This is a genomic window from Prevotella amnii DSM 23384 = JCM 14753, assembly GCF_000378745.1.
GTDB lineage: Bacteria > Bacteroidota > Bacteroidia > Bacteroidales > Bacteroidaceae > Prevotella > Prevotella amnii.
Genome location: NZ_KB905290.1, coordinates 1 through 25196, shown reverse-complemented (window position 1 = coordinate 25196; position 25196 = coordinate 1). Strand labels below are relative to the sequence as shown.

Here is a 25196-nt window from a genome sequence, read left to right as displayed (position 1 = left end):
GAGATAACCACCCATAAAGAAGAATGAATCGAAGAATATCTTTCCTTGTGCCTTAGAGTACACAGAGCAGGATTGCCAAGATGACGGCAAGCCAGAACAGCCAACGCAGGATTGTAAAGGTTACTTGAAGAATAACTTTGACAATGAAGCGTAGTATCAGGAAACCGAGAATAATCGAAACGGCGGTTACGACTTGCGGCGTAACTATCTTCGAGATGAGGTAAATCGCACCGATAACGATGGAAAGCAGAACGGCGAGTTCGATGAAGCGTGTCCAACCAAAGCGGCGGACTTGCTTGGAAGAAGTCGGCGGCTGCCTGTTCTTATCGGTTTTGTTCGATGCGTCTGCCTTGATGAAGGCAGGTGTGTGAATGTCTTGATTCATGATGATTGTATTATTCATAATCGAGGCTTTTAATAGTTTCAAGAGCGATAACAAGATGCGCACACAACACAAAGACAAGTGTTTGCAAAACTCTTGACGTGTGGAGTGGAGCGTTTATCTTGGCTCTTGACACTACAAAAGCCCCCGATGGTGAAGTATCAAACCATGTTCTCACCGCCTATCGTTGGCAGACCATTGATCTCAATGAGCAGCACGATTGTACCGGTCAGTTCGGTGTACAGTTTGTCGTATTCTGTACCTGCCGCAAAGTCGTCCGTGAGTTCGTACTTGGCAAATACCGCTTGAATTGCCTTGTTGTTCAGCAAAATTAGTGCTAACCTTTCGGGAAGCGGACTTGGCAGTTCCTTCTCAAACTCCTGCTCCAGTACGGAAACAAGGGTATCATACTTTGAGAAGTGTAGGTTGTGGTACAGCACCTCGCTTGCCATCGTCTCTGCTTCGGGATGTGAGAAACCTTGCGCCACGGCATCGCAGTAAGCCGTCAATGCCTCGTCTGCGCGAGCGTTTATAAACGCATTGTCATTCTCTCTCTCAGGGAAATGCTCTCCGAGATACGCTTCCAACTTCAGACGGAAGTAGGAAAGTTCTTTCTTTGTCGTTGTCATAAATTCAAAATTTTAGGGTTATATACATTATTTTTGGGAAATGCCTAATGCCGTATTGAAAGTACCCAACTTGTCAGCCAGCTCATCCATATCGTGTTCTATCTTCTTATTGGTAATACGGGCATAGATTTGCGTTGTCTTGATGTTGGTGTGTCCTAACATCTTACTTACGGATTCGATGGGAACTCCCTTGGATAGGGACATCGTGGCAAATGTGTGCCGGGCGAGGTGGAAGGTCAGGTTCTTTTTGATACCGCAAATATCGGCAATTTCCTTCAGATAACTGTTCAGTTTTTGATTCGTCAGCATGGGGAAAAGTTTGCCGTCACGATAGGTCTTGCCACTATATTTTGCAATGATGCTCTTGGGTATATCGAGTAAAAGAACGTTGGTCTCCACGCTCGTCTTCTGCCGCTTGGTCATTATCCACTGCTTGCCGTTGAGCGTGACGATGTTTTCCGGAGCGAGGTTGTACACGTCTATGTACGCAAGTCCCGTGAAGCATGAGAACACGAACACGTCCCTTACAAGTTCCAAACGACCGATGCCGAAATCCTTGTTCGCAATTTTAAGGATTTCCTCGTCTGTGAGGAATCCACGATTGACCGGTTCCATGTGAAAACGGATGTTGAGGAACGGATCATGGTGCAGGACACCAAGTTTCCTGCCCAGAATGGTAATCGTCTTGAAGGTTTTCATCATCCTCGTGGCGGTGTTGGGATTCTGTCCGACAACCGTTCGAAGATAAATGTCGAAGTCGTGTATCACGATATAGCCGAGTTCGGACAGGCGGATGTCAGACCGACCGTATTTATCACGAAGGAAATTTGAGAAGTGTTTCTTGCAGACGTTGTATTTCTGTAAGGTTGCAGCTTCGACCGACACGCCTACCTGCCGTGCAACGTCACTATTGTGCTTGTTGAAGAGGCTCATTAGGGTGTCCACATCCTCCTTCTTACCAAGATACTCCGACTTGATACGCTCCAAGGACACCTCGTCCGTCATCTCGACTTTCTTGAAGATGGTCTGGAGTCCGCTCTGAATGTTGTCAAGTTCGAGGTTGGTGGAAAGTGCTTCAGTTGTCCTTCCCTTCAATCGTTCCTTCTCCCTGTCCCATTGGGACTGTTGGACAGCAATGCCCGTCGAGCCGATGGAAAGGCGTTCGTTGTTGAGATAGATTCTCAGCATGACAGGGGTCTTGCCCTCCTTGTTCACATAATTGCTTCTGAGATAGAAGACTGCTCTGAAAATTGCTTTCATACATTTTACTGCTTTTAGTTGTAGCCTGAACAGAAGTCTTGTCCTAACACCTGCCATCTGTAGCCGTAGCTTGTCGGACACATTGTTGCCCGAAGTGGTGTATGGTAACAAAAACACCTCTGTAATCACGCTGCAAAGTTCAACATATTTGTTTGAATAGCAATAATTTACGCATACTCCTTATGTACTCTGTATGTACTCTTGGCTACATTTTTATTTTGCCTTGAAAATGTGTAGCCTGATTGTAGCCTTTTTAGAGCATTTTGGGAGTTTCTGCCCCCTCCGTGCATACTCTGAAATTTGGGATGGGTATAAAAGAAAAGTATCATAACTACTTGTAGCTATGATACTTACGATTTTCTTAGGTTTCCCTCTGATGTTTATTTCAGAGTACCTAAAGCGGAGAGAGAGGCTTGTGAACCTTCGGATTTTGCAACCTGTAAAATGGAGGAAACGGCATGAAAGCAAGCAATAATTCAAAGAGCAAAAATAGCACGTACAATCATCGCAGTTACTTTGATTGGGGGAGTAATATGCAGGTTGTCCACAAGGGTAAAGGCGAGATTGCCATGACGGAGGGAGAACTTGCGAGGTTCTTCGGTGTGACGTGGAGAAAACTCAATCATAGGCTTCAAGCGATAATAAAATCTTCCAACTTGCATCCCGATGAAAGGGGTGCAGGCCAAGAAGAAGTTATCAATGGTAGAGAGTGTGTTGGTTATGCATCACTTTATCCGCTCTCAACAATCATTGCCCTGTCCTTTCTATTGGACAGCATGGAAGCGCATTTATTCAGAAAGTACATCAGTAGAAGATTGCAGACAGAGTCTGCCATTGTAACGCCAATCTTCCTGTTAGGCAATACCAAGAACTAATGAATATATTTCCTTTTTCTTTCACCGATTATATCTTACTACATTACTACAATAAGAGTTAAAGCGGTGAAAGAGAAAGGATTAACGTGTAGTTGGCTGCTCAAAATAATTGTACTACGCAGTAACTACATTTGCCTTTCTTCTTTCACTGCTTCATTACGGTTAAAAAGGGAATTATATGCTATTTGTTATTTGCTTGACTATCCTCTGGAGCACGCTTTCATTGCTTATAAGTATAGATGCCGTGCCCACCATTCCGCTGATAATTTTATACCTGCAATCCGTTATCCTTACCTGTGCCGTGAATACGCTGCCTTCTGCCGTTTGTCGGGGTGTATGCGATGTGGCTGTTATTACACCATTTGCAACTCCGTATGTTTCTGCATCGTAACCCTCAACTTCGATGTTCGCTGTCATTCCTCTTGCTATCGTATTCACGTATTTATAGGGAACGGTTATTGTGCCTTGATGGGCATTTGTCATCTGCACCTTTGCACTGATGGTTTCGGGATAAGGTATAAAATATGCGCCCACCAATAGTCCCAATATCACAATGGTGATTATCGTGATACCATAACGGACAATCCTTGACGGTATCTCGCCAATGATATGCCTTACTTTCTCGCTGCGGAGTTCTATCTCGTTGTCTGCCATAATATTCCTTTCTGCTGTTAGTTGCCTAATTCTAACTGATTTTTTACGAGGTTATAGTATGCACCCCGCTTTGCTGTGAGTGCTTCGTGGTTGCCAATTTCTACCACCTTGCCTTTATCCAATACCACTATCTGATCAGCATTCTTCACCGTACTTAGGCGGTGTGCCACGATAACCACCGTCTTGCCTTTGTAGAACTCATCAAGATGTTCTACTATCATACGCTCATTGTTGGCATCGAGCGAGTTGGTGGCTTCGTCAAGAAAGATATAGTCGGGATTCTTATACACTGCCCTTGCTATCAGGATACGCTGTTTCTGTCCTTGACTCAAACCAACGCCATCGCGACCGATCTTAGTGTTGTATTTTAAGGGCAGTCCCATTGCATAGTCATGAATACAAGCTATTTCAGCAGCTTTCTGCAATCGCTCCTTGTCAATCTCGCCGTCATCTACGGCAATGTTCCTTGCTATACTCTCGGAGAATATCACACCGTCTTGCATCACCACGCCACATTGCCTGCGCCACCATTTCTTATTAAGTGCGTTTACATCTGTTCCGCCAATAGTTATTTGACCTCCCAATACGGGGTAATAGCCTAACATGAGTTTGATGAGCGTTGTTTTACCGCTGCCCGATGCGCCCACAATGGCTGTTACCTTACCTTTGGGGATAGTGAGACTAACATCATCTATAATAGTTTTCAGTGCGTGAGGGTCGTATTTGAAGTTTACGTTTTCAAGGTCTATGCCTTCGTTTTCTTCTTTCACTGCTGTTTCCAATCCTTGCTTTCCGTTCTCATCATCCATACGGTGGATTTCATTGATACGTTCAAGGCTTATCTTTACATCCTGCACCGAATAGAAGAAACTCATCAACTGCTCGACAGGTGAGTTGAGTTGCCCAATGATATACTGCACGGCAAGCATCATACCCAGCGTGAGTTGTCCATGAATGACGGCTGTTGCTGCGACCACCGTGATGACGATGTTTTTCAGTTCATTGATGAAGATGCTGCCTGCCTCTTGTGTCTGTTGGAGTTTCAACGATTTCATCTGCACTCCAAAGAGGTCTGCCTGCACGTCCTCCCATTCCCAGCGTCTGCGCTGCTCGCAGTCTTGGAGCTTTATCTCCTGCATGGAGGTGATAAACTCGTAGGTCTTGTTGTTGTTGATGGCTTGCTGCTCAAAGAGTTCGTAGTCAAGTACCTTTCTGCGCCTGAGGAAGAGTGCAAGCCAACCGCCATAAAGCAGACTGCCGAGCATGAAGATGGCAAAGACGAGCCAATTATAGGATAGCAGTACGATGCTGAACACCACAAAGGTGAAGAGTGAGAACACGATACTGAGCGTCTGTTGCGTCAGAAACGTGTTCACCCTACTGTGGTCGCCCATACGCTGCATGAGGTCGCCCATCAGTTTGGTATCGAAGAATGACATCGGCAGCTTTAAGAGCTTGATGAAGAAGTCGCTTACCAATGAGATGTTGATGCGCAGCGAGATGTGCAGCAACAGCCAACGGCGAATAAAGTCGATGGCAGTACGGCTCACGGTAAGCATCAGTTGTCCTAAGAGTATCAGCCATATAAAACCGATATTCTGGTTTTTGATGCCCACATCCACGATAGACTGGGTGAGGAAAGGCAGAATAAGCTGTAACAAACTGCCCACGAGCAAACCTAAGACAATCTGCCCGAAGTACTTGCGATATTGCTTGATGTAGCCAAAGAGGAATCTGAACGAGCGTTCCTCTGTTGGCTGTTCCTCCATCTGCTTTTCATAAAATGCTGGTGTGGGTTCCAAGAACATGACTATTCCTTTCTCCTCACCGTCCGATTGAGTGCTGACCCAATGCTTCTTAAATACTTCGAGGTCGTATTTTACATGCCCTTTTGCAGGGTCTGCAATGTAGAATCCGTTCTTTTTAACTTTGTATAGTACAACAAAATGATTTTGGTTCCAATGGAGTAAGCAAGGATAATTTATGTCTTTTATTTGATACAAGCTTGCTTTTCCACATAGCACATCAAAACCTAAGGCTTCTGCCAATTGTTTTAAAGCCTGCATTGAAACACCCTCATTGGTTATAGTACAGGTATTTGATAGAGTTTCAAATGAACACTTTCTACCATAATACTTACAGACCATAGCCATGCAGGCAATCCCACACTGCATGGCGTCATGTTGCCTATAAAAATAAAAGGACATTTATTTTGCTGTGTTGTATTTGGTAAGACCGGAGTCGTTGTCTCTATTATTAATGTTTTTACCCAGATGCCTTCGTGAATTGCCTTTTGACAAAGAATAGACGAAAGTCAGTGCCACAAGATTTTTGAAATTACCCCATCGGGTCTTTTCTACGAAATGGAATGAAGGAGTGTCCGCATAAATCCTGGAAGGATCGGGATTGTAAATGAACATGGCACCCACGGTGATTGCACCTAATTTATAGGTAAGGGATGCGTTCGCATTATACCCAATCTTCTCAAAGACATCACCTTCAACAGTGGTCATCGGTAGATTGTGGTTGGTAATGAACTGCCACTTGCCTGCCACCACCTGACAAGAGATTCCGACATTGTTCAGATTGTGGTTGACACGCTGATTAGGCGTATTGTATTTGGAAGACAGATAGTTATAGTAAGGCTGCAAAGTTAGCCAGGAGAAAGGTCTGCAACTCAGAACAAGCGATGCGCCATACTCGTTGACATGGCGGATGCCCACAATCTGGTTCACGAAGTCCGAACCGTCAGCGGAAACAACTGTCATATTCTTGCTGGGATAGTAGGCATGGCTGACGGAAGGTTTGACAAACCAGATATTATTGGCCGACGCATACTGGAAGCTAAGTTCGGTGCGGTAGAAATGGTAGGGCTTCAGACTGCTGTTGCCTTGTAGATAGAATCGTTCATCCACGACGGTACGACTATCTGTGAGCTGACCGACGTTAGGAACCGCAGATGCTATGGACGACGTCAGGCGTAGCGAACTGTGTTTGTGCAGCTGGTAATTAAGAGAAACAGAAGGCCGCATAAGGATGTAGTTGGCTATTGCCTTCGTCGCAGTTCTATATCGGTTGTTCTCCACACCGATTCCCAGGTTGTAGGACAATGCCCCCCATTGATTGGTGTAGTCGGCGTATAGGTATTCCTTTTGCGTATTCACTGTCGACAAATTGGATGCCCCGTCTGTCTGACGCAGGTTTTTGTATTGATAGTAGGCTCCTATCTGTATATTTCCCTGCCACAGTTTGTCAGTATAAAGTGCTTCTGCTATTAGCGAGTAAGACTTGTTGTCGACGACGTTGGTAAACGTTCCCGTTCCCGAGGTGTTTGTTAGATTATTGTTCGAATTGGATTTGAAATAAGTGTTCACCACATTGACCGACAGACTGTTGCCTTTACGGAAGGTGTGTCCGAAGTAGATGTTGGCCGATATGGATGAAAAGTCACTTTGAAGCCTTCTGTGGTTGGCATCTTCCAATGTACCCGTCCGCAAGAGCTGTTGACTGTATTGCTGGGTAGCCGGAAACTTACGATATTCTAAAGTGATATTGAAAAGGTTGCTGTTTTGGAAACGCTGATAGAATAATTGTCCTATGTGGTAGGTACCAGTGTATTTACCCGACAGACCCTTGTAATCGTTCGTCACATCCGGATAGACATAACGGTTTTCCATGGTGTTCCGGTCAAGATGTCTGTAGTCCAGAAAATATGCCGCAGACACCTTGTTGAGCGAATCGCTATAACTGGTGGAAATCAAGTTGGTACCATATCCTGTGGTGATACTGTTTTTGGTGTCGAGATATAGTGAATAGTGCCTTTTGTTGGTGCGCTTAGTCGCTACATCTAATACAGCACCTATCTTCTCATGCGCAAACCTTGCAGGCGGATTGGAATAGTAGTGCAGGGTCTTTATTTCGTCGGCTTTGAGCAGCATCAGTTCACGTACCGACCTCCTGATTCCATCAATCAGCACCAAGACAATTTTACCATCTGCCGTCAGCAGTTCACCGCTGTTTGTTGAAAGTCTGAATTGCGGCAGGCTACTGATGGCCTCCAAAGCGTTGTTTCCCATCTGTCTGGCACGCCTGTCTAACAGGATGATGTCTGCGTTGCCGAAGCTTCTTAGCCCTTGAGCCGACACAGTGACCTCTGAAAGGTTCTGTATGCTTTCTGTCAGCTTGACCACTCCGACATCGCCACGCTTGCACGTTAGCTGTTGTGGCCGATACCCTAAACAAGAGAATTTCAACAGGAACTGTCCGTCTTCGTCTACATTCAAACTGAAGGTTCCTTTTGAATCCGTCAACGTGTGAGCAATGGCTGCCGTGTCAGATAAGCTGGCCAATACGCAGTCAACGCCGGCTAATGGACAGCCAGACGGATCGGTCACCGTACCGTATATCCTGTTCTGTGCGTTGCTGCTTATCAACGAGACTACAAAGGCAAACCATAACGTTGTGAAAATTCTTGCCACCATAATATAAATTATTTACACATTGAATCAATGTAATTTACCATCGAATCTTCCAAATTGATATCCATTCCATCGAATTTACACGCATTTACATATTCATTATCCCTTGGACACACCCCCATACAAATTGGAAGTTGTTTGCATTGTAAGCACCGTTTATTCTCAAAGGATTTCACCTCATATTTTCTGATAAAATCCATGTTCCAAGAAATAGAACCATCGTTTTGAATAATGCCATGAGTTTTGTTCTCATACAAATCATTGCATGCCGTACATTTTATAACATCACCATTAAAATTAATGGCATTATAATACTTACGACTAGCGTAACATGGAACGAAGTTTGTGATAACGTCCAGACGTATTGTGTTATAACCAGATTGTTCAAATAAATTAAGAAGTTCTCCGATGTCTTTATATCTATCTTTCCTTACCTTTTCTTGCCATACTTTTTTGGGGGTAATCGTTATTCTTCCCCGATTAGCCATTGTAATGTGATGGTTGATTTGATCTACTATTTCATAATTTAGATTCTCGTCAGTATAGTTAATTCTCAATAGAATATTAACAGCCTTTGTATTGCTGAGCAATTGGTTGATGTTGTTTAGAACATGATCGAATGCAGAATCACAACCTTTCTGATATTTTACTTTATCATGGTTCTGTTTGGGTCCATCTAATGTAATATGAAACCGCGTCATGCCAAGTTTTTGAATTAATGGAATGTTTTTGGGGAAAATGAAGTAACCATTTGATGTAGCTGTTGTTGAATATTTTACACCTTTTTTCTCACATTCTTTTTGTGCGAATTCACATATTGGCTTTATAATTTGTTTTAAGTACATTAACGGTTCACCACCAAACCATTCGATTTGAAGTGATTCTATATTCTGTACATCAATCATATATTTGATGTGTGTCATCACATTCTCCATTGTACTCTTCGACATTCTTGAAGGTATATGATTTTGTATGCAATACCAACATTTAAAGTTGCAATCCAAGGTTGGTAGAATGATTAACAGATAGTTCTTCTTGTTTACTGAATCACAATATCTTTTCCTAATTATTGAAAGCTCATCAGTATTATCCGGCACAATGAAACCACTTGCTGATAGCTTGTCTTTTAGAACTTTAGGGATGAACTCAATTCTTTCTTTGTCTGTGAGTAGCCTCTCTATTTTTAACCCTAAATCCTTGGGAAGCTTAAAATAAGTGTGTTCAAGCCCATTGTACCAATAAGATTGGTTATTTTGGTATATTATATAGTTATAATTACTTGCTTTCATATATTACAATACTTAATTAACATCCCGTAAAAAAATAAAAGAGCCATATCAAGTATGGTAATGAACGATATGGCTCTTAAAGTGTTGAAGTTTCATTATCATCTACCACGAAATACCTTCAGGTACACGTTGAAATGATGTAGAACTGTTCATTAAGCATGTTGTACCCCCGGTTGAGATTGATCTGTCACAATAATAACATCACATCCGCATCCGGCAACATTGTTAGAACATCCTGTCTGAGAGGCTGCCATTTCAGAAGCTCCACCCTTGACTTCAAGCGACTCCATTAAGGATAATTCCTCAACTGAAAAAAGTTTTTGGTTTTTCATTTAATGTAACATTTAATCGCCTTCTTACTGCTTCAGGCATTGCATTCTTTTGTCGTCAAAATTAGAAAAATATATAGTTGAGTTCAAATAATTTCGATGTTTTCTTGCAGGTTTCCTTGCAAAATCATACTTTTGTATGATAATATATAATCTTTCATGTAACATTATATAGTCAAAAAACGTGAACACGTAAAAAACTCCATAGAATGACGATTTTCGATATTTTAAAAGGGTTAAAAGAGGCAGACGACAACACACAGAGTATCCGGAGTCAAGCCACCAGTGATTATTCTCCTTATATAAAAAGTGCCCAAGCTACTGATAGGCTTGGATATGGAAAAATAGTTCTGATTGATTTCTGTCAATATACTTTTCTATATATATCACCATCTATTTTTTCAACTCTACAACAAAAAAGATTTAGAGATAACGGAGGAAGAATTGATAATATACTTGATGAAAGGCAGTTAAGCTATTTGAGCAATATTCTTAAATCGTATTTCGCGTTACAAAAAAACTATGCCCGTATAGAGTCCTCTGTCTTGCATTTTGACTTTTCAATAAATACCTCTTTATGTAAGCAAATGATACATGCCTCGTTGACCCCTTGTTTAGTAATGATAAAAAAATAACTTGGTATTTTTTTCTCTCTCTCCATGAAACCATATAGTTCCATTTCTGGAGTTTTTCATCAATTGAATACACTGCTCAAGACCGATGCCTCGGCTCCGAAAATGTACCAAGTTATTTTTTAATCATTACTAAAAACAAGCTGTGGCGCTTATTTTTTTGAGAAATCCTTGCATATCTCGAAGAATTTCCATATATTTGCCACACATTATATATGTGTATTTTGTAAATGAAATATATGAAACAGTCCTGGCTGTGTAAACAGGAGCGGATACCGAAAAGCTTACGAGTAGGTTTCTTTAAAATAATACAATTATGAAAACGAAAAAACTACTAAGCCACACAAATTATGCAGCTAAAGTTGTTGCTTCAGGTTGTTGCTGTAATTGCAATTCATGTTGCTGCTGCTGGTCACTTTTCTCCTCCAGTGCATCCATGGAACAGGCTGCTGTAGCCTAATAGTAGCCAAATGAGTGTAGCTCGTTTTGAGTCAGCTATTCTCTAAATCATTAAAAACGAGGTTGTTGTGAAATCACACACATATACTACGATTATTAGTTTATGGTACGATTATTCACATTTATCTGTTACGCAGAATGAGATTTTAGCAGTTATTCAAACAACTATCAAAAATCAACAAGTCTGTTTTTGAAGCCAGACTATCTTTCGATTCATCACGAAAGGAAGAAGCGGAAGATAGCTGGTTTCGATTTTACCCATTAAATTAAAAAACAATGAAACAATTTGATATATTCTTCGATAATGACAATAAACTGTATCAAGTAAGAACCAAAACAGATACAACAACCATAGAATTTACAGATTCCGAAAAAGAACTGATTTTTAAAGACTTGATCAGATTGTACGATACACGGGATAAAATATCTTTTTCAACAATCCAAAAACTATTAAATAAGGCTGACTATAACAAACTTTTGGATGTAGTAAAAGAGTTACAAGAATGTGGAATTCTAGATGAACTGAATTTCGAAGCAGAAGGTGCCACTGTTATTTCTGATATATATAATGAAGTCAATCACAAACCGGTTTCAGAAATGAAGATTGCTTATATTGGCAATACAGATTTTGGCAACCAAGTGAAAGAGAAATCATCCGAATATAACATAGAACATTTTGTTATCTACTCAATAGATGAATTGTCGGATGAAACAATTGAGTCAATCCTCTGTAACAGCGATTTTATCATTGTTGATTCTTTGACTTGGAATCCGTACAAAATGCACATTATCAACGAGAAGGCATTGAAACACAGCAAACCATGGTTATTGATTGAAGGACTGACTTTCTCTGGAAAATTCAGTATTGGGCCGATTTTCCACGGCAAATACACAGGATGTTATGATTGTTACAAAAATAGAATAAGGAGCAATGACGAATTCATCAACTTCAATGACTCTTACGTTAAATACCTTGAAACAGAGAAAGCATCAGCAAAACCAGACTTGAATATCCAACCGGTAGTAAAGGATATGGCTTCCGCTATTGTAATTGCAGATATGCTGAAGTTTCTTTATGCCTGGTATCCCCCGGAAACTTGGAAGTGTTGTATATTGATAAATCCGTCCAATTATGAAGTAGAAAAGCATACTTTTATAAAAGCTCCGATTTGTCATGTATGTAAACCAGCATTGGATTATAATCCGGCTCCGTGGCTCGAATCAGTAACTCTTTAACATAAAAAAACAATGGATGCAGTCAACAACTCTCTGATTAAAGGTACAATGCTGATTTCCAATCAGTTTGGAATCGTAAATCATGTATCCAAATTACCCAGGCTCAATTACGATCCTAAACTTGTAAGCTTTGGTATTTGGCCCAGCAACACTCTGGCTTTCGGAGCAGAAAAGTATGAAGGAAGAAGTAGCGGATGTAACTTTGATCTGCAAAAGTCATTTATGGGAACTTTAGGTGAAACGGTAGAAAGGTATTGCCCCGTATTCTACAATAAAGAGAATATGATCCTAAGTTCTTATAAAAATCTAAAAGTACACGCTATACCGCCCTCGGAATATGCCTTGTTCCATGAGAAGCAATATGCCCAGGAAAATTATCCTCTCCATCGGTTCGACGAGAATATCGAATTACATTGGGATAAATGCATGGATATTACTAATGGGAAAGAAACCTGGGTTCCCGGAGCATGCATCTATCTTCCCTGGTCATGTGAAAAGCAATGGATAAATGTAAGTACATCAACAGGCTTGGCAGCACATACGAATTGGGACAAGGCTTTGCTGGTTGCATTACATGAAGTCATTGAAAGAGATTCGTTTTCTCTCACTTGGTGGCAGAAAATAAGCGCTCCAAAAATTATTATAGACGAGGATATCAGCCATTTTATCCATGAGCGTTTTCCAGCAAGCTACGAGTGGCATTTTATGGATATAACTTACGATTTAGGTATTCCGACAGTTTATGGTATCTGTTTCGGTGAAGCCGAATATGGTAAATTTGTAGCCGTAGGCACTGCGACAAGAGACACCTATGGCGAAGCATTGAAGAAAGTTATTCTCGAAATGGGGCAAAGCGTCAGCTATTTCAGATATTTGTTAGGAGAGAAAAAGAATTGGCAGCCTTCTGAAAACTTTCATACATTACTGGATTTCGAAGACCATTCTATACTATATATAAAAAAACCAGAACTGTGCGAGGTCTTCAAAATCTGGACGGAAACAAAGCCGACCAGAAAGATTGATTTTCTTGAAGAGTCTGCACGCTCAACCAAAGAGAACATCCGGCACATTACCAGCGTACTGAAGTCCAAAGGTTACAATGTATTAGTAAAAGACATCACGACTCCTGATGTAAATCAGGCAGGCTTCTATTGTCTGAGGGTTATCGTTCCTCAATTAATACAAATGGGTGGTGCGTATTCCTTTTATTTCCTGGGCGGAAAAAGACTATATACGATACCGCAGGAACTAGGCTACAAATGCTATCCTTTTGAAGAATTAAATGTATATCCACATCCATTCCCTTAATAATATGAAAACAATAAAATCAAAAGCATTAATAGCAAGCTTAGATTCAGGACTATATGGAGCTAAAAATTTTGGTGAATCGTTGGCTTTGATTTTTAACGAGAATGTGAAATTTGATAAGTTTCTGATTCGCAAACAAGTTGAAAGTATCCAAAGTTTCTCCAATAAATACGTCCACCAACGCTCGTGCCAACCATATAAAGTGTTTCCCACCAGCAAAGAGTATGATTTGAAACCTTATCTCAAAGAGATGCCTGGTAGTGAAAAAACCAATCTATTCAATATCCTTGCTAAGCGCCGTTCCGGAAGAGCCTATTCTCCTTACTCCATTTCGCTCAACGAGCTGGCGCTACTCTGCCATTATAGCTATGGAATTAGCGGAGAAGACTTTAATAAAGAATCAGAAGCTACGTTACGATTCAGAACGGTTCCATCTGCAGGTGCCTTATATCCACTTGAATTATACGTATATTTGAATACAAGTGTATTGCCTAAAGGAATTTACCATTATAGCCCCAATAAGTCAGTTCTCGAATTCATCAAAGAAGAAGATTATATGGAATATTTAAGAGAAAATCTCGTAGCAGAACCTTTCGTGGATTTGCAACATTGTAGTTGCGTGTTCTTCATCACGTCCTTCTTTGAGAGAGTACTTATCAAATATGGCGACAGAGGCTACCGATTTATACTTCAGGAAGTTGGATTTTTAACTCAGAACATCTCGTTACTCGCCGAATTTCTCGAACTTGGCTCTTGCGTTCTGGGAAGCTACGTTGATGACAACATCAACCAGATCCTCTCTGCTGACGGAACCTTTGAAACTGTGCAAAATGTGATTGTAATTGGAAAAAACAAGGAGGTTCAAGATGACAATGTTACAAGCAAATAATATTTCTTTTTCGATTCAGGGTACTTCCATCCTGCGCAATGTATCGCTGGAAGTTAATCCTGGAGAAATTGTAGCTCTATTAGGACAGAACGGTTCCGGAAAGACAACATTCATTGAGTTGTTGTGTAATATGATGAAATGTTCATCCGGCAATTTCGCATTTTTCGGAAAAGGCAACTTCGACCAGAACAAACAGAATATTGGTGTGCTTTGGGATAATCCGGTTATTTTCCCCATGTTAAAAGTCAAAGAAATAATCGGATTCACTCGAAGAATCTATAACATATCGGAATTGCCACGAGACATCTACGATTTCCTTGAATTAGATAAGATAAAGAATAGGTTCTTTTATCAACTTTCAAAAGGGGAAAGAAAAAGGGTTGCCATTTTTTTGTCCGTATTACATAACCCGTCATTGTTGATTCTGGATGAACCGACCGCCGATCTCGATCCGATGATAAGGGAGGTTATCTGGAGGAATATTTTCAAAAGCAAAAACCGGGGTGTCCTGTTCACGACACATCTTTGGGAAGAAGCCGGAAAATATGCAACCAAAATCTATTTTATCTACGAAGGGAAAATTATCTCGAAAGCATTGAGCCCGCAGGAATTGATAAATGAGTCGGCATATCAGCAAAAGATTGTCATCTCTAAAGAACTGTCCGGCACTGATCCTTTTGAAAATGATGAAAATGTATTGGTCATCCCAGATGATAAATTCCTCAAAATATACTTGAAGAGAGAAGATACCAAAACATTACAAAAGGTTCAGACCCGAACCTACAATTTTTCACTTATGCCTGTTGAGTTAGAGGATATATATCAAATTTTAGTAATGATAAAAAAATAACTTGGTATTTTTTTCTCTCTCTCCATGAAACCATATAGTTCCATTTCTGGAGTTTTTCATCAATTGAATACACTGCTCAAGACCGATGCCTCGGCTCCGAAAATGTACCAAGTTATTTTTTAATCATTACTTAACAAAATCAGAAAGATGAAAGTACTCATAGCTTCAATCTATTATCAATTGCTTTCTTCCATGAGAATCAAGCAAGCCGTATTTTTTACGGTGATATTTCCGGCATTTATTTTCCTTATATTTTCCAGTATATGGGGAATCAACAACAAAGAATATTGTGTATTCTTGCTGACGGGAATTTGCGCTATGACCATAGCCAGTGACGGATTATTCGCTATTGGCGGGGTTATCAAACAGTATTACACATCAGGAGTCATGAAGTTCATAAAAGTAATGCCTTACAACATCATTACTCATATTATCAGTTTGGTATTCAGCCGGATGATTTACATCCTGTTTTCTTTTGTAATACTGTTTATATTAGGTAGAGCCATATTTGGCGTGACATTAAACGTGCCGCAATACCTTTCCATACTGTCAGGATCAATATTGGGATTAATAGAGTTTTCTTTCTTGGGCTTACTGCTCTCTTTCACCAACATGAAAGCTGAAAGCGAAAAAGGATTAATCAACATCATCTATTTTGGACTGATATTTTTAAGTGACACATTTTATCCGATGACAGAAATAAATCCCGTATTCGAAGGCATTGTGGAATTCTCCCCGATTACGCCCGTGTTGAAAGTTCTCAGAGGTGATTATACCTATACATTGTATTTGGCTTTGTGGGCCGCGGCTTTCATGATAGCTTTCTATTTTTGTTTCAAAAGATTTCAAGTAAAAAGGAGTAAACAATGATCACATTTATAATTACTTTCATTATCCTGATGATGCTCCACGAACTGGCTCATGTATTGACAGCAAAGGCCGTAAATATGAAAATAGACAAAATAGGGGGCACTTGGAAACCTCTGCCTCATATTTATGTTTCTGTCATCAACGCACAAGTGTCTAATAAAAAGAATTTTTTATTCCTGATAAGCGGCAATGCTATGACATGGTTCTTATTCGTTATGCTAATGATTTACGGAAGTATGTTCAAAGTCCCTTATCCGGTTTATATGGCATTCGCCACTCAACTGATTTTCGAAACGAATCCATTCTTCTCGGATTACACAAAATTATTTTGCTATTACAAATACATGAAATGGTTAAAATTACAACTCAAAGTAGGTAACAAATTAACTTACAAAGAAATAGAGGCTAACCGTTCATTTATTATTCAAAAATATATGTATAGCAATATATGGTATTTGCAGTTCGTAGGCTGGGTATTTGTGGTGATTGCTCTATTATCACCTCACCTTTTACCTTCTATCATCCTGTGAATTGACATATATCTTTAATTTATCAACTCGTTAAAAAGAAAAAATATGAAAAAGTTTATCGTTTTGTTTGTTACTTTCTTTGCCATTGCAACTATCACTACAAGTACGCATGCAACCGGTATGAACCGTAATTCTTCTGTCGGAACTCCAGAGAATATATTAAATGGCATCCAAGACAAAATCGAGACAGCCATGAACAACTGTTTCGCCCGGAATTCCGTTTCTCCTCTTGACAGTATTTCCCAAAAGCTAAATAAACTGAAAAGTCAAAATAACATCGTACTTTATTGGAAATCTTACGTCAATTATTATAAAAGCGTCTTTTATGCAAAGCTGGGAGATAAAGACAAAAGCAAAAAAGCTATCAAAGAGGCATATATAACTCTGGAAAAAATGAATAACAAGAACTCGGAAGATTATGCATTGCTGGCTCTGACCCAAAGTTTTTATATACAATTCACTTCAGGAATGGCCGCCGGAGTCCTTTCATCTAAAATCACAAGAAATGCAGAGAAAGCTTTGAAGCTTGATTCAACGAATCTGAGAGGATGGTACGTTCTGGGCAGCAATGATTTCTATACACCCGCGAGTTTCGGTGGTGGGAAAAAAGTGGAGTATTATTTGAAAAAAGCTATTTCAACAGTGCCTAAAAGCATAAAAAACCCATATCTGCCTACTTGGGGAAGAGAATATGCTTTCGAACTATTAATCCGATATTACATCCAGAACAAAAAAATGAACGAAGCCAGGAAATATGTACAAATGGCGGAAAAAGAATACCCGAACAGTTACTTTATTGGTGAGTACAAAAAAATAATCAATAAATAAACCCTCCACCTACATAGGTAAGATAAAATCAAACGATTTATAAATAGCTAAATATCCGATCGAACATGAGAATAGACTTCCATTTATTCAGTTTGTTTCTCCTGTTTTTAATCAGGTCATCATATATATATGCGCAGGATGCGAATATACAGGGAAAAATAACAGATAAGAAAGGTGAACCTATATTGGCGGCCAATGTCTATCTGAAAAAAGAACCTGATAAGGGAACCATTTCTGATATAAATGGATATTTTATTCTCCGGTGTCAAAGCCATAGTTTCAACAATGATACGTTGATCATCTCTTTTTTAGGTCTGAAAACCAAAATCATTCCAACAGTGCACTTAGATACAAGCAAAGAGATATCAATCGTTATGGAAGAAGATCAACAGATGCTTGTAGAAGTAGTGATTATGGCTAATCCATCTTTATCAAGAGAATTCTCAATAAAAGAAGTTTCTAAATTTGATATTTATAATACCCCTTCTTCTGCCGGTGACGCATTGAAAATGGTCACTGTCCTTCCTGCATCCACCAATGTATCAGAAAGTGCCAATGTCGAATTGAGAGGAAGTGCCGGCGATATGTCAAGAGTGATGTTAAATGAAGTACCGGTATATAAACCCGTACGCAATTCCCAGATAAATGGAATCGGAAATTTCAGTCTGTTCAATACAGAAATGATAGAAGAGCAAAACGTCTATGCCAGTAATCCCCCATTGGTCTACAGCAATGCAACTGCGGGCCTGGTAGAGATAGGCACAATAAAGAAGTTGTCAGCAAGCGAAACGGCTCTCTCTCTATCACTTGCAAATATCGGTTTCCTCCACTCTCAGCCCATTAATAAAAAAAGTTTTCTTCAGATATATGGAAATTATCAATTTTCTAAACCTTATTTATGGGTCAATGCAAATAATAAGGATATTAATAAATTTTCATCAGAAGATACCGGTTTGAATTTTCATACAGAATTAACCAAAAGGTTAAGCATCAATCTTTATTCCTATTTTATTAATGAAAAGTATCTGGCTAATGATTATTCTTATACTTTTTCAGGGACAGTGGATGCAGGTAAAAGACGAAATTTCAATATTCTGAATTTCAAATACAAATTGGGCAAAGGATTTATCTCAATAAACAATGGCACAGACTTTTCAAACGAGGACTTTAAATTTGGCAATATTTTATCCAAGCAAAAGAACTGCTATGTATACAGTAACTTCGATTTCAAATATTATTTCACTCCGTCATGGAATTTACAATCCGGTTTTTCACATGAATATACCAAGCAAAATTACCGGAGCCGGTTTCCAAAGTATTATTTTGCGGTAAAACCTGAAAACCCAAGTTATTATTTTGAAAACAGTATATCAAACAACAACCTCGAATTTTATCTGTATAACAGAGTGCAGATCTTTAACGAATTAACTTTAGGTGTAGGAATCAGAAAAAATATACCTGTCAAGGAACAATCCGGATATTGGTCTTATCAAACGAACATAAAATATTCATTCAATAATTATAATTCTATATTGGCCTCTTTAGGGAAGTATAACGGATATGCAACCCCATATTACAACACACAGGAGTTTTCCTCCATATCAACGAGGCAGTATTCATTGGAGTATTCATTTTCGAGAAATGATTTCAATCTCCGGTTGGCTACATATCATAAGAAAGAAAATCTGAAGGAAAACTTTTCTGAAACAGATACTTCCGAAAGATTATTAAGAAAAATATGGGGAGCGGAAATCAGTATGAGTAAGAAATACGAAAATTTGACAGGTTCACTTGCATACACTTATCTCTATTCCAAATTCAGAAATGGGGGCAAATGGTATAACTCGTACAACCGGATGGACTATTTAATAAAAGCGTTTATTTCTTACTATCATAAGAAAGCAGGCACTGTCTCACTGTCTTGCTTAACCCGGCCCGGGCTTTATTATAGCCCGATAATAAATGCCGAGATAAATGAAACAGGGGCATACAAACCTTTATATGGCGATTATAATGTGAAACAATATTCAGGATATTGCAGCGTTGACTTCTCTTACAACAAAGTGCTGACCTTAAAATCATCCAATTTAATATTCTTTCTGACTGTCAACAACATCTTTGACATCAAGAATGAAAGCGCCATAATGTTCAGCGAAGACTATTCTACGATAACAGGATACAGACACTATAACAGACGTTCCATCTACACGGGAATGCAACTTCGTTTTTAAAACCATTTAGTAATGATAAAAAAATAACTTGGTATTTTTTTCTCTCTCTCCATGAAACCATATAGTTCCATTTCTGGAGTTTTTCATCAATTGAATACACTGCTCAAGACCGATGCCTCGGCTCCGAAAATGTACCAAGTTATTTTTTAATCATTACTTAGTAACGTTTAAAAAATAACTTGGTATTTTTTGTCTCTCCATGAAACCTTGTAGTTCCATTTCGGTAGCTCTTCATCAAAGGTAATATGCCGTTGACAGACATCATCATAATTGCTATCCACACAACGAGAAGTGTCGTACTTCTTTCTGTTGATGTTGGTGAAGACACAAAGGCCGGATTTCGTTCTGGCCTCTGCGGCAAGTTCGCATGCCTGCTCAACGCTCTCGAAGGAAATACCACTCCATACTCTGGTGATTTGAGAGAAAAGCCTGTGTTCAATGGGGTTCCACTTCGACGTGTACGGGGGATAGTGCGCCACTATTATGTCAATATGGAGGTCTTCGGAAAGTTTGATCAGCTCTTGCTTGAAAAGCCTGCTGGAACTGCTGTTGGAACCTCCACCGTCACAGAGCAACATGATGGCAGTTGCATGTGGATAGATGTCTTGGAGCACACGATACCAGTAGTACTTGAAGTTGTCGCAGAAGAACCCGGCTGTGTCATGGCTTATTCCGAAGCTCATGTATCCAGTATTCTTTTGAACATCGTAGATGCCATAGGGAATGATTTTGCCGCTTGCAAAGGAGGGGAAGTCATGGTCCCTGCATCGCGGCGACCTGTCGCAGTATACCTGTCCGCCTCTTCTGAATGGGCCGACCAACTCTTTCTTCTTCGTGTCTATACTGAAGACGGGTATGTGATTTTCTTCACACATGCTTCTCATTGCGGAGATTTTCTCGAACTGTTCGTTTCTTTTATTGCACTCTGCCATCGAGGTACACTTCTTCGGAGTGCGTTTCTTGAATCCCTCTTTGGATATGATTTGTTTGAGGGTGTGATAGCTTATGCTTATTCCGTAATCCACCTCCATCTTGTCTCTTATGATGCCAGGCGAATAGAAAAGCATGCGTACGCTCTCATCTTGCGGCAAGCCGCCTATGGCATCTTCCGTAATCTCCCGGAAGATGTCGATATACTCGGGATGAACACTGAGAATACTCTTTCTGCCTCCACCTTTCTTCCTTATGTGTCCGGCAGCAATTGTGTCCCCGCTCTCAAGCTCGTGAATACCTCTATACACTGTATTTCTGGTGACATGATATGTTTTGCAGACCAGACTCACGCCGTGCGTTCCAAGTTCCATCGCCTTGTGGGCACAGAACAACCTGCGTTGGCGTTCGTCCAGATTGGCGACTTCTGGGAAACTCCCTGATTTGTCGCACTCGCTATGTCTTCTCTTGTATGCTTCCACCTGCGCCCTGCGCAAGGGCAAAGATACAAAAAATAAACGACAACAAAGAATTAAACAACAACGTATATCATTACGTATCAGTTAATTAAACCTTAATTCCGCAACACTATTATAAATTAAACTTTTTAAGTACCTGAGCAACAAAAAGTTGCTCAGGATTTTGCCATGTCAGAATTTTCACTTATCTTAGTGTTGCAAAAAAAAACAAGAGAATCCAACGATAGACATGGCGAAGATACAAATTAAATCTGAGAGACTCACTCCTTTTGGGGGATTATTTTCAATCATGGAGCAATTTGACTCCACATTATCATCTGTCATCGACTCAACCCTCGGTCTAAGGTGTAGATCGTTCGGTTATCAGTACAGCGAAATCATCCGTTCTCTCATGAGTATCTACTTCTGTGGCGGTTCATGTATTGAGGATGTCACTACTCATTTGATGAACCACCTCTCACTTCATCCGACACTTCGCACTTGTAGCTCTGATACTATCCTCAGGGCGATAAAGGAGTTGACGCAAGAAAACATTTCATACACATCAGATATGGGCAAGACCTACGATTTCAATACGGCTGACACTCTCAATACTTTATTGCTCAATTGTATATTTGCATCTGGCCAACTGAAAGAGGGTGAGATGTATGATGTTGATTTCGACCATCAGTTCATAGAGACAGAGAAGTATGATGCAAAGCCTACATACAAGAAGTTCCTTGGTTATCGCCCTGGCGTGGCGGTTATTGGCGATTTGATAGTCGGTATAGAGAATAGCGATGGTAACACAAATGTTCGTTTCCATCAGAAGGACACGCTGAAGAGGTTCTTTGAGAGATTTGAACAGAATGGGCTCATTATCAATCGCTTCAGAGCTGATTGTGGATCATGTTCCGAGGAAATCGTGGAGGAAATAGAAAAACACTGCAAGTCCTTCTATATCCGTGCTAACCGCTGCAGTTCGATCTACAATGACACCTTTGCTCTCAAAGGCTGGAAAACTGAAGAAATCAATGGCATTGAGTTTGAATTGAACTCTATCCTTGTTGAGAAGTGGAAAGGTAAGGCATATCGACTTGTGATTCAAAGACAGAAACGGATGGATGGTGTGCAGGATTTTTGGGAAGGAGAATACACATACCGTTGTATCCTGACTAACGACTATGATTCTTCCGTAAGAGAAATTGTCGAGTTCTATAACCCTCGTGGAGAAAAGGAACGTATCTTCGATGATATGAACAATGGTTTCGGGTGGGACAGATTGCCCAAATCCTTCATGGCAGAGAACACAGTGTTCCTTCTTCTTACAGCACTTATCCGTAACTTTTACAAGGCCATTATTCAAAGACTTGACGTAAAGAAGTTCGGACTCAATGTAACAAGTCGCATAAAAGCGTTTGTCTTCAGGTTTATCTCTGTACCAGCCAAGTGGATCAAGACATCAAGGCGGTATGTGCTGAATATCTATACCTGTAATTATGCTTACGCAGATGTTTTCCAGACTGATTTTGGATAGTGCCTACAACTTATGGGAATGATATTGTGTATTGCCTCAAGTCACATTGTGGGGTAAGGGGATATTGTAGGCAGAAGTGGGTGCTTCAAGTTCAAATTATCTGCAAATTCAGTAATGAGAGGACGTGTAAACGCAATAAGAACCTTCAAGGGCTTAGTTGCGGATTTGAGGTTAAATAAAATATATGAGAACTGCTAATATCGAATTGAATACATTGTTCAATGCCGATGTCTTTGGCCTGAAAATGTACCAAGTTATTTTTTAATCATTACTTAATTGACAGTAACAAACATATTACACTAGGAATTTGTATGTTAACGTATTCAACAAGAAAACAAATAGGGAACGCCTTGGTTAAGTTATCTGGGGTTGACTATCATTTTGAATTGAGAAACGATAAATGGGTGCAAACCAATAATTCACATTTAACTAATATGGAAAAAGTTATTATTGGGCAAAGTGCAAATGGTAAAAGCATAGCGAACATCGCAGAGTATCTCTCTGTTTCGATAACTACAATCAAGACTCACAGAACAAACATATTCAAAAAACTTGGAGTTAGCAATATTACTGAGGCCATACAATATGTAGAGGATTATAATCTAATTTGAGTACTATCTCCAAAATATCGTATCAGGCAAAAGTTGATATCGAAAAGTGGTTTTGTTGGATTTTCTACTGAAGATATACGGATTGAAATGTCTAGTAATTACAAGTAACTATTTGATTATTAATATTGTTTTATGTCCTTTGTCGCTGAATAGCTACTTGCAATATACCTGTTACCGAGACCTCTGCAAAACTATTTTTAGAAGAAAAACTATGATTGATTATCAGTAAGTTATATTCACTTTATTCTTCTTTTTACGGACTTTTGCAGAGGTTTCGTTACCTCTTATAATTCTCCTCCAACATTTTTTCCAAATCCGACTCCTTATAAAGTATCTTCCCTGCAAACTGTGTGTAAGGAATAATCCTCCTGTCCCGATAGTCTTGCAAGGTACGTGGGCTGATATACAGCCGCTCACACACCTCCTTGCCCGTCAGGAAATGCTCTCCTTCAAACAGCGGTTTGTGTGTCTGTGCCACTTCCTTTATCCGTCTGTTCACTCCTTCAAGTGCGGACAGCACCACCTGCATATCATCCGCTTCCATATTCAAGTCCTTTACTGATTCCATAATACCCTTGTCTTATTTGTTATTCTTTATTCTGTCTGTTTTTGTCTTCTCCGATTTAGTCTGCAACAGCCGCTCCACGTCCTCACGCTTGTAGTAGCACTTGTGTCCGATTTGGGAGAATGACAGCACGCCTGTATCACGATAATGCTGCAATGTGCGCTTACTGATATTAAGCAACTTGCATACATCGCCGTTGTGCAGCCAATCGGTGTGCCTGCTCTGTTCCCCAAATGCCTTGTGGCAGGTTTCAGCAAGACAGAGTATCTCATTCCTCAGCCTCGCCCAATTTGAATCCGTAATGATAAAATATCCCATAGTTTTATTGTTATTTTGTTTGTAATTCTGTCTTATTGTTATTGACAATATCTTTGCCTGTTCTGCGTTTCACCGCACGTTTCTGCCTGCAAAAGTAGGATGAGTTTGTCATACTTCAAAGCACAAGGGAACAGTAGGGAAATAGAGGGAAAAACAATGAAAGGACAAAAGGATTGTCGCTCTCTTTCTTTGTCTCTTTACTCCATTTTATCATATCCTTTTAGCCGACGCAATACGATGCGTATTGTAGCAAATTAGCACCTGCCTTTCTTGCATCCTTTACACACTTGTCCTCTTGTTTGGGGCTTAAATCCTTGTTTCCCGACAGTTTCCTGTCAGAAATCCGTGAGAAATTCATTGCCAATTTGCGCAACATTATGCAAGCACTCTCCGAATGCTTGGAACTTTCCAGTTCTCTTCATAACTTCACTCTCGGAAACCAAACCAAGCATATAATGAAAAGGAACGCAGATAAAGGCAATTCAGTGGATGAAAATAATACGCCCAAGCAAAGGAAGACTTCCTCCAAAAATGGTGAGATAGAAACCTATTTCTCCTCTTATTATGAGTTTAGGTACAACACGGTGTTGGGGCGAACCGAATACCGAAGCAAGGAAGATGCTCACTTCTCAAAAGTGGGTCGCTATGAAATCAACACGCTCCGCAGGGAACTTGACAACGATGTGGGGATTATCACATCTTCCAACAACCTCTATTCCATTATAGAGAGCAGCTTTTCGCCACGTATCAACCCTATACAGGAGTATTTCAAGGGATTGCCCTTGAGGGATATTGGTAATATCTGTGGTAATAATAGTGGCAATAGCGATAGTTGTAATCATGACAGTAGTGGCAATAATGAAAACAATTGCTGTTGTGATATTTCTTCCCTTTCACTGAAAGCCATTCCTGACTTGGCAAGTTGCGTTGTGGTGCGCAATCATGAAAAATGGCTACCATATCTCACCAAGTGGCTCGTGGCAGTGGTCGCCAATGCAATGGACGACCGTGAGTGCCGTAACCACACCAGCCTTGTGCTGACGGGCGA

At 40.1% G+C, this 25196-nt stretch carries 23 protein-coding genes and 2 pseudogenes; 14 read left to right on the top strand and 11 right to left on the bottom strand.

Translation table 11 applies throughout. The features are described from left to right. Positions 1 to 52 precede the first annotated feature (52 nt). The 3 genes from F596_RS0108055 to F596_RS0108045 all read right to left on the bottom strand — a co-directional run bounded on the left by F596_RS0108055 (position 53) and on the right by F596_RS0108045 (position 2271). Positions 53 to 403: a hypothetical protein gene (locus tag F596_RS0108055; protein WP_019036539.1), complete on the bottom strand. Its 351-nt coding sequence runs from the start codon at positions 401 to 403 to the stop codon at positions 53 to 55. Positions 404 to 543: 140 nt separating this feature from the next. Beyond that, positions 544 to 1011: a DUF1896 domain-containing protein gene (locus F596_RS0108050; protein WP_019036538.1), complete on the bottom strand. Its 468-nt coding sequence runs from the start codon at positions 1009 to 1011 to the stop codon at positions 544 to 546. A 27-nt stretch (positions 1012 to 1038) separates the two neighbouring features. Continuing rightward, complete coding sequence (locus F596_RS0108045; RefSeq protein WP_026302383.1) at positions 1039 to 2271, bottom strand: site-specific integrase; 1233 nt, start codon at positions 2269 to 2271, stop codon at positions 1039 to 1041. Positions 2272 to 2729: 458 nt separating this feature from the next. Between F596_RS0108045 and F596_RS0108040 the strand changes: the two genes are divergently transcribed. Further along, a complete protein-coding gene (locus F596_RS0108040; protein WP_009012960.1) occupies positions 2730 to 3146 on the top strand; it encodes a hypothetical protein in 417 nt (138 codons plus the stop codon). A 174-nt stretch (positions 3147 to 3320) separates the two neighbouring features. Here F596_RS0108040 and F596_RS0108035 read toward each other — a convergent pair whose 3' ends face one another. The 5 genes from F596_RS0108035 to F596_RS0108015 all read right to left on the bottom strand — a co-directional run bounded on the left by F596_RS0108035 (position 3321) and on the right by F596_RS0108015 (position 9899). Beyond that, complete coding sequence (locus F596_RS0108035) at positions 3321 to 3800, bottom strand: hypothetical protein (protein WP_008449756.1); 480 nt, start codon at positions 3798 to 3800, stop codon at positions 3321 to 3323. Between the two features lie 17 nt (positions 3801 to 3817). Then, on the bottom strand, positions 3818 to 6007 hold the full coding sequence (locus tag F596_RS0108030) for a peptidase domain-containing ABC transporter (RefSeq protein WP_008449702.1): 2190 nt from the start codon (positions 6005 to 6007) through the stop codon (positions 3818 to 3820). Then, the gene (locus F596_RS0108025) at positions 6008 to 8281 is read right to left on the bottom strand and encodes a TonB-dependent receptor (RefSeq protein WP_009012961.1); all 2274 of its coding nucleotides are present in this window, start codon (positions 8279 to 8281) and stop codon (positions 6008 to 6010) included. Between the two features lie 8 nt (positions 8282 to 8289). Then, on the bottom strand, positions 8290 to 9567 hold the full coding sequence (locus F596_RS0108020) for a radical SAM/SPASM domain-containing protein (protein ID WP_008449654.1): 1278 nt from the start codon (positions 9565 to 9567) through the stop codon (positions 8290 to 8292). Positions 9568 to 9719: 152 nt separating this feature from the next. Then, complete coding sequence (locus F596_RS0108015) at positions 9720 to 9899, bottom strand: hypothetical protein (RefSeq protein ID WP_009012962.1); 180 nt, start codon at positions 9897 to 9899, stop codon at positions 9720 to 9722. A 206-nt stretch (positions 9900 to 10105) separates the two neighbouring features. Here F596_RS0108015 and F596_RS0108010 point away from each other — a divergent pair, with 206 nt between their 5' ends. The 9 genes from F596_RS0108010 to F596_RS0107965 all read left to right on the top strand — a co-directional run bounded on the left by F596_RS0108010 (position 10106) and on the right by F596_RS0107965 (position 19729). Then, entirely contained in the window at positions 10106 to 10531 is a 426-nt protein-coding gene (locus tag F596_RS0108010; protein ID WP_019036535.1) for a hypothetical protein, read from the top strand. Between the two features lie 732 nt (positions 10532 to 11263). Then, positions 11264 to 12223: a TOMM precursor leader peptide-binding protein gene (locus tag F596_RS0108000; protein ID WP_008449695.1), complete on the top strand. Its 960-nt coding sequence runs from the start codon at positions 11264 to 11266 to the stop codon at positions 12221 to 12223. A 12-nt stretch (positions 12224 to 12235) separates the two neighbouring features. Next, on the top strand, positions 12236 to 13531 hold the full coding sequence (locus tag F596_RS0107995; RefSeq protein WP_009012965.1) for a YcaO-like family protein: 1296 nt from the start codon (positions 12236 to 12238) through the stop codon (positions 13529 to 13531). A 4-nt stretch (positions 13532 to 13535) separates the two neighbouring features. Continuing rightward, positions 13536 to 14420 (top strand): SagB/ThcOx family dehydrogenase, encoded by an 885-nt coding sequence (locus tag F596_RS0107990; protein WP_009012966.1) that lies wholly within the window; start codon positions 13536 to 13538, stop codon positions 14418 to 14420. Further along, the gene (locus F596_RS0107985; RefSeq protein ID WP_008449715.1) at positions 14398 to 15270 is read left to right on the top strand and encodes an ABC transporter ATP-binding protein; all 873 of its coding nucleotides are present in this window, start codon (positions 14398 to 14400) and stop codon (positions 15268 to 15270) included. Before F596_RS0107990 ends, F596_RS0107985 begins: the two co-directional genes overlap by 23 nt. Positions 15271 to 15417: 147 nt before the next feature. Continuing rightward, positions 15418 to 16140 (top strand): ABC transporter permease, encoded by a 723-nt coding sequence (locus F596_RS0107980; protein WP_008449671.1) that lies wholly within the window; start codon positions 15418 to 15420, stop codon positions 16138 to 16140. 77 nt (positions 16141 to 16217) lie between these two features. Further along, entirely contained in the window at positions 16218 to 16670 is a 453-nt protein-coding gene (locus F596_RS0107975; protein ID WP_230586368.1) for a hypothetical protein, read from the top strand. Positions 16671 to 16715: 45 nt separating this feature from the next. After that, positions 16716 to 17498, top strand: a complete 783-nt coding sequence (locus F596_RS0107970; protein WP_008449717.1) for a tetratricopeptide repeat protein — start codon at positions 16716 to 16718, stop codon at positions 17496 to 17498. 65 nt (positions 17499 to 17563) lie between these two features. Further along, positions 17564 to 19729 carry a TonB-dependent receptor gene (locus tag F596_RS0107965; protein WP_009012969.1) on the top strand — a complete coding sequence of 722 codons (2166 nt, stop codon included), beginning with the start codon at positions 17564 to 17566 and terminating at the stop codon, positions 19727 to 19729. Between the two features lie 167 nt (positions 19730 to 19896). Here F596_RS0107965 and F596_RS11570 read toward each other — a convergent pair whose 3' ends face one another. Further along, positions 19897 to 21033, bottom strand: coding sequence for an ISAzo13 family transposase (locus tag F596_RS11570; protein ID WP_008449745.1), 1137 nt, complete (start codon positions 21031 to 21033; stop codon positions 19897 to 19899). Positions 21034 to 21367: 334 nt separating this feature from the next. Here F596_RS11570 and F596_RS0107955 point away from each other — a divergent pair, with 334 nt between their 5' ends. The 3 genes and pseudogenes from F596_RS0107955 to F596_RS12275 all read left to right on the top strand — a co-directional run bounded on the left by F596_RS0107955 (position 21368) and on the right by F596_RS12275 (position 23265). Then, complete coding sequence (locus F596_RS0107955; RefSeq protein ID WP_008449762.1) at positions 21368 to 22654, top strand: IS1380-like element ISBf12 family transposase; 1287 nt, start codon at positions 21368 to 21370, stop codon at positions 22652 to 22654. Positions 22655 to 22666: 12 nt separating this feature from the next. Then, a pseudogene (locus tag F596_RS12165) lies at positions 22667 to 22852 on the top strand (hypothetical protein). 113 nt (positions 22853 to 22965) lie between these two features. Next, positions 22966 to 23265: a response regulator transcription factor gene (locus F596_RS12275; protein ID WP_009012343.1), complete on the top strand. Its 300-nt coding sequence runs from the start codon at positions 22966 to 22968 to the stop codon at positions 23263 to 23265. Between the two features lie 277 nt (positions 23266 to 23542). Here the strand turns inward: F596_RS12275 and F596_RS0107945 are convergent, their stop codons facing one another. Together F596_RS0107945 and F596_RS11560 are read right to left on the bottom strand one after the other, a co-directional pair. Further along, entirely contained in the window at positions 23543 to 23833 is a 291-nt protein-coding gene (locus F596_RS0107945) for a helix-turn-helix domain-containing protein (protein WP_019036532.1), read from the bottom strand. 12 nt (positions 23834 to 23845) lie between these two features. Then, positions 23846 to 24148 (bottom strand): helix-turn-helix domain-containing protein, encoded by a 303-nt coding sequence (locus F596_RS11560; protein WP_081618439.1) that lies wholly within the window; start codon positions 24146 to 24148, stop codon positions 23846 to 23848. Positions 24149 to 24525: 377 nt separating this feature from the next. Here F596_RS11560 and F596_RS0107940 point away from each other — a divergent pair. Continuing rightward, positions 24526 to 25196 (top strand): annotated as a pseudogene (locus F596_RS0107940) (VapE domain-containing protein); the annotation flags it as partial.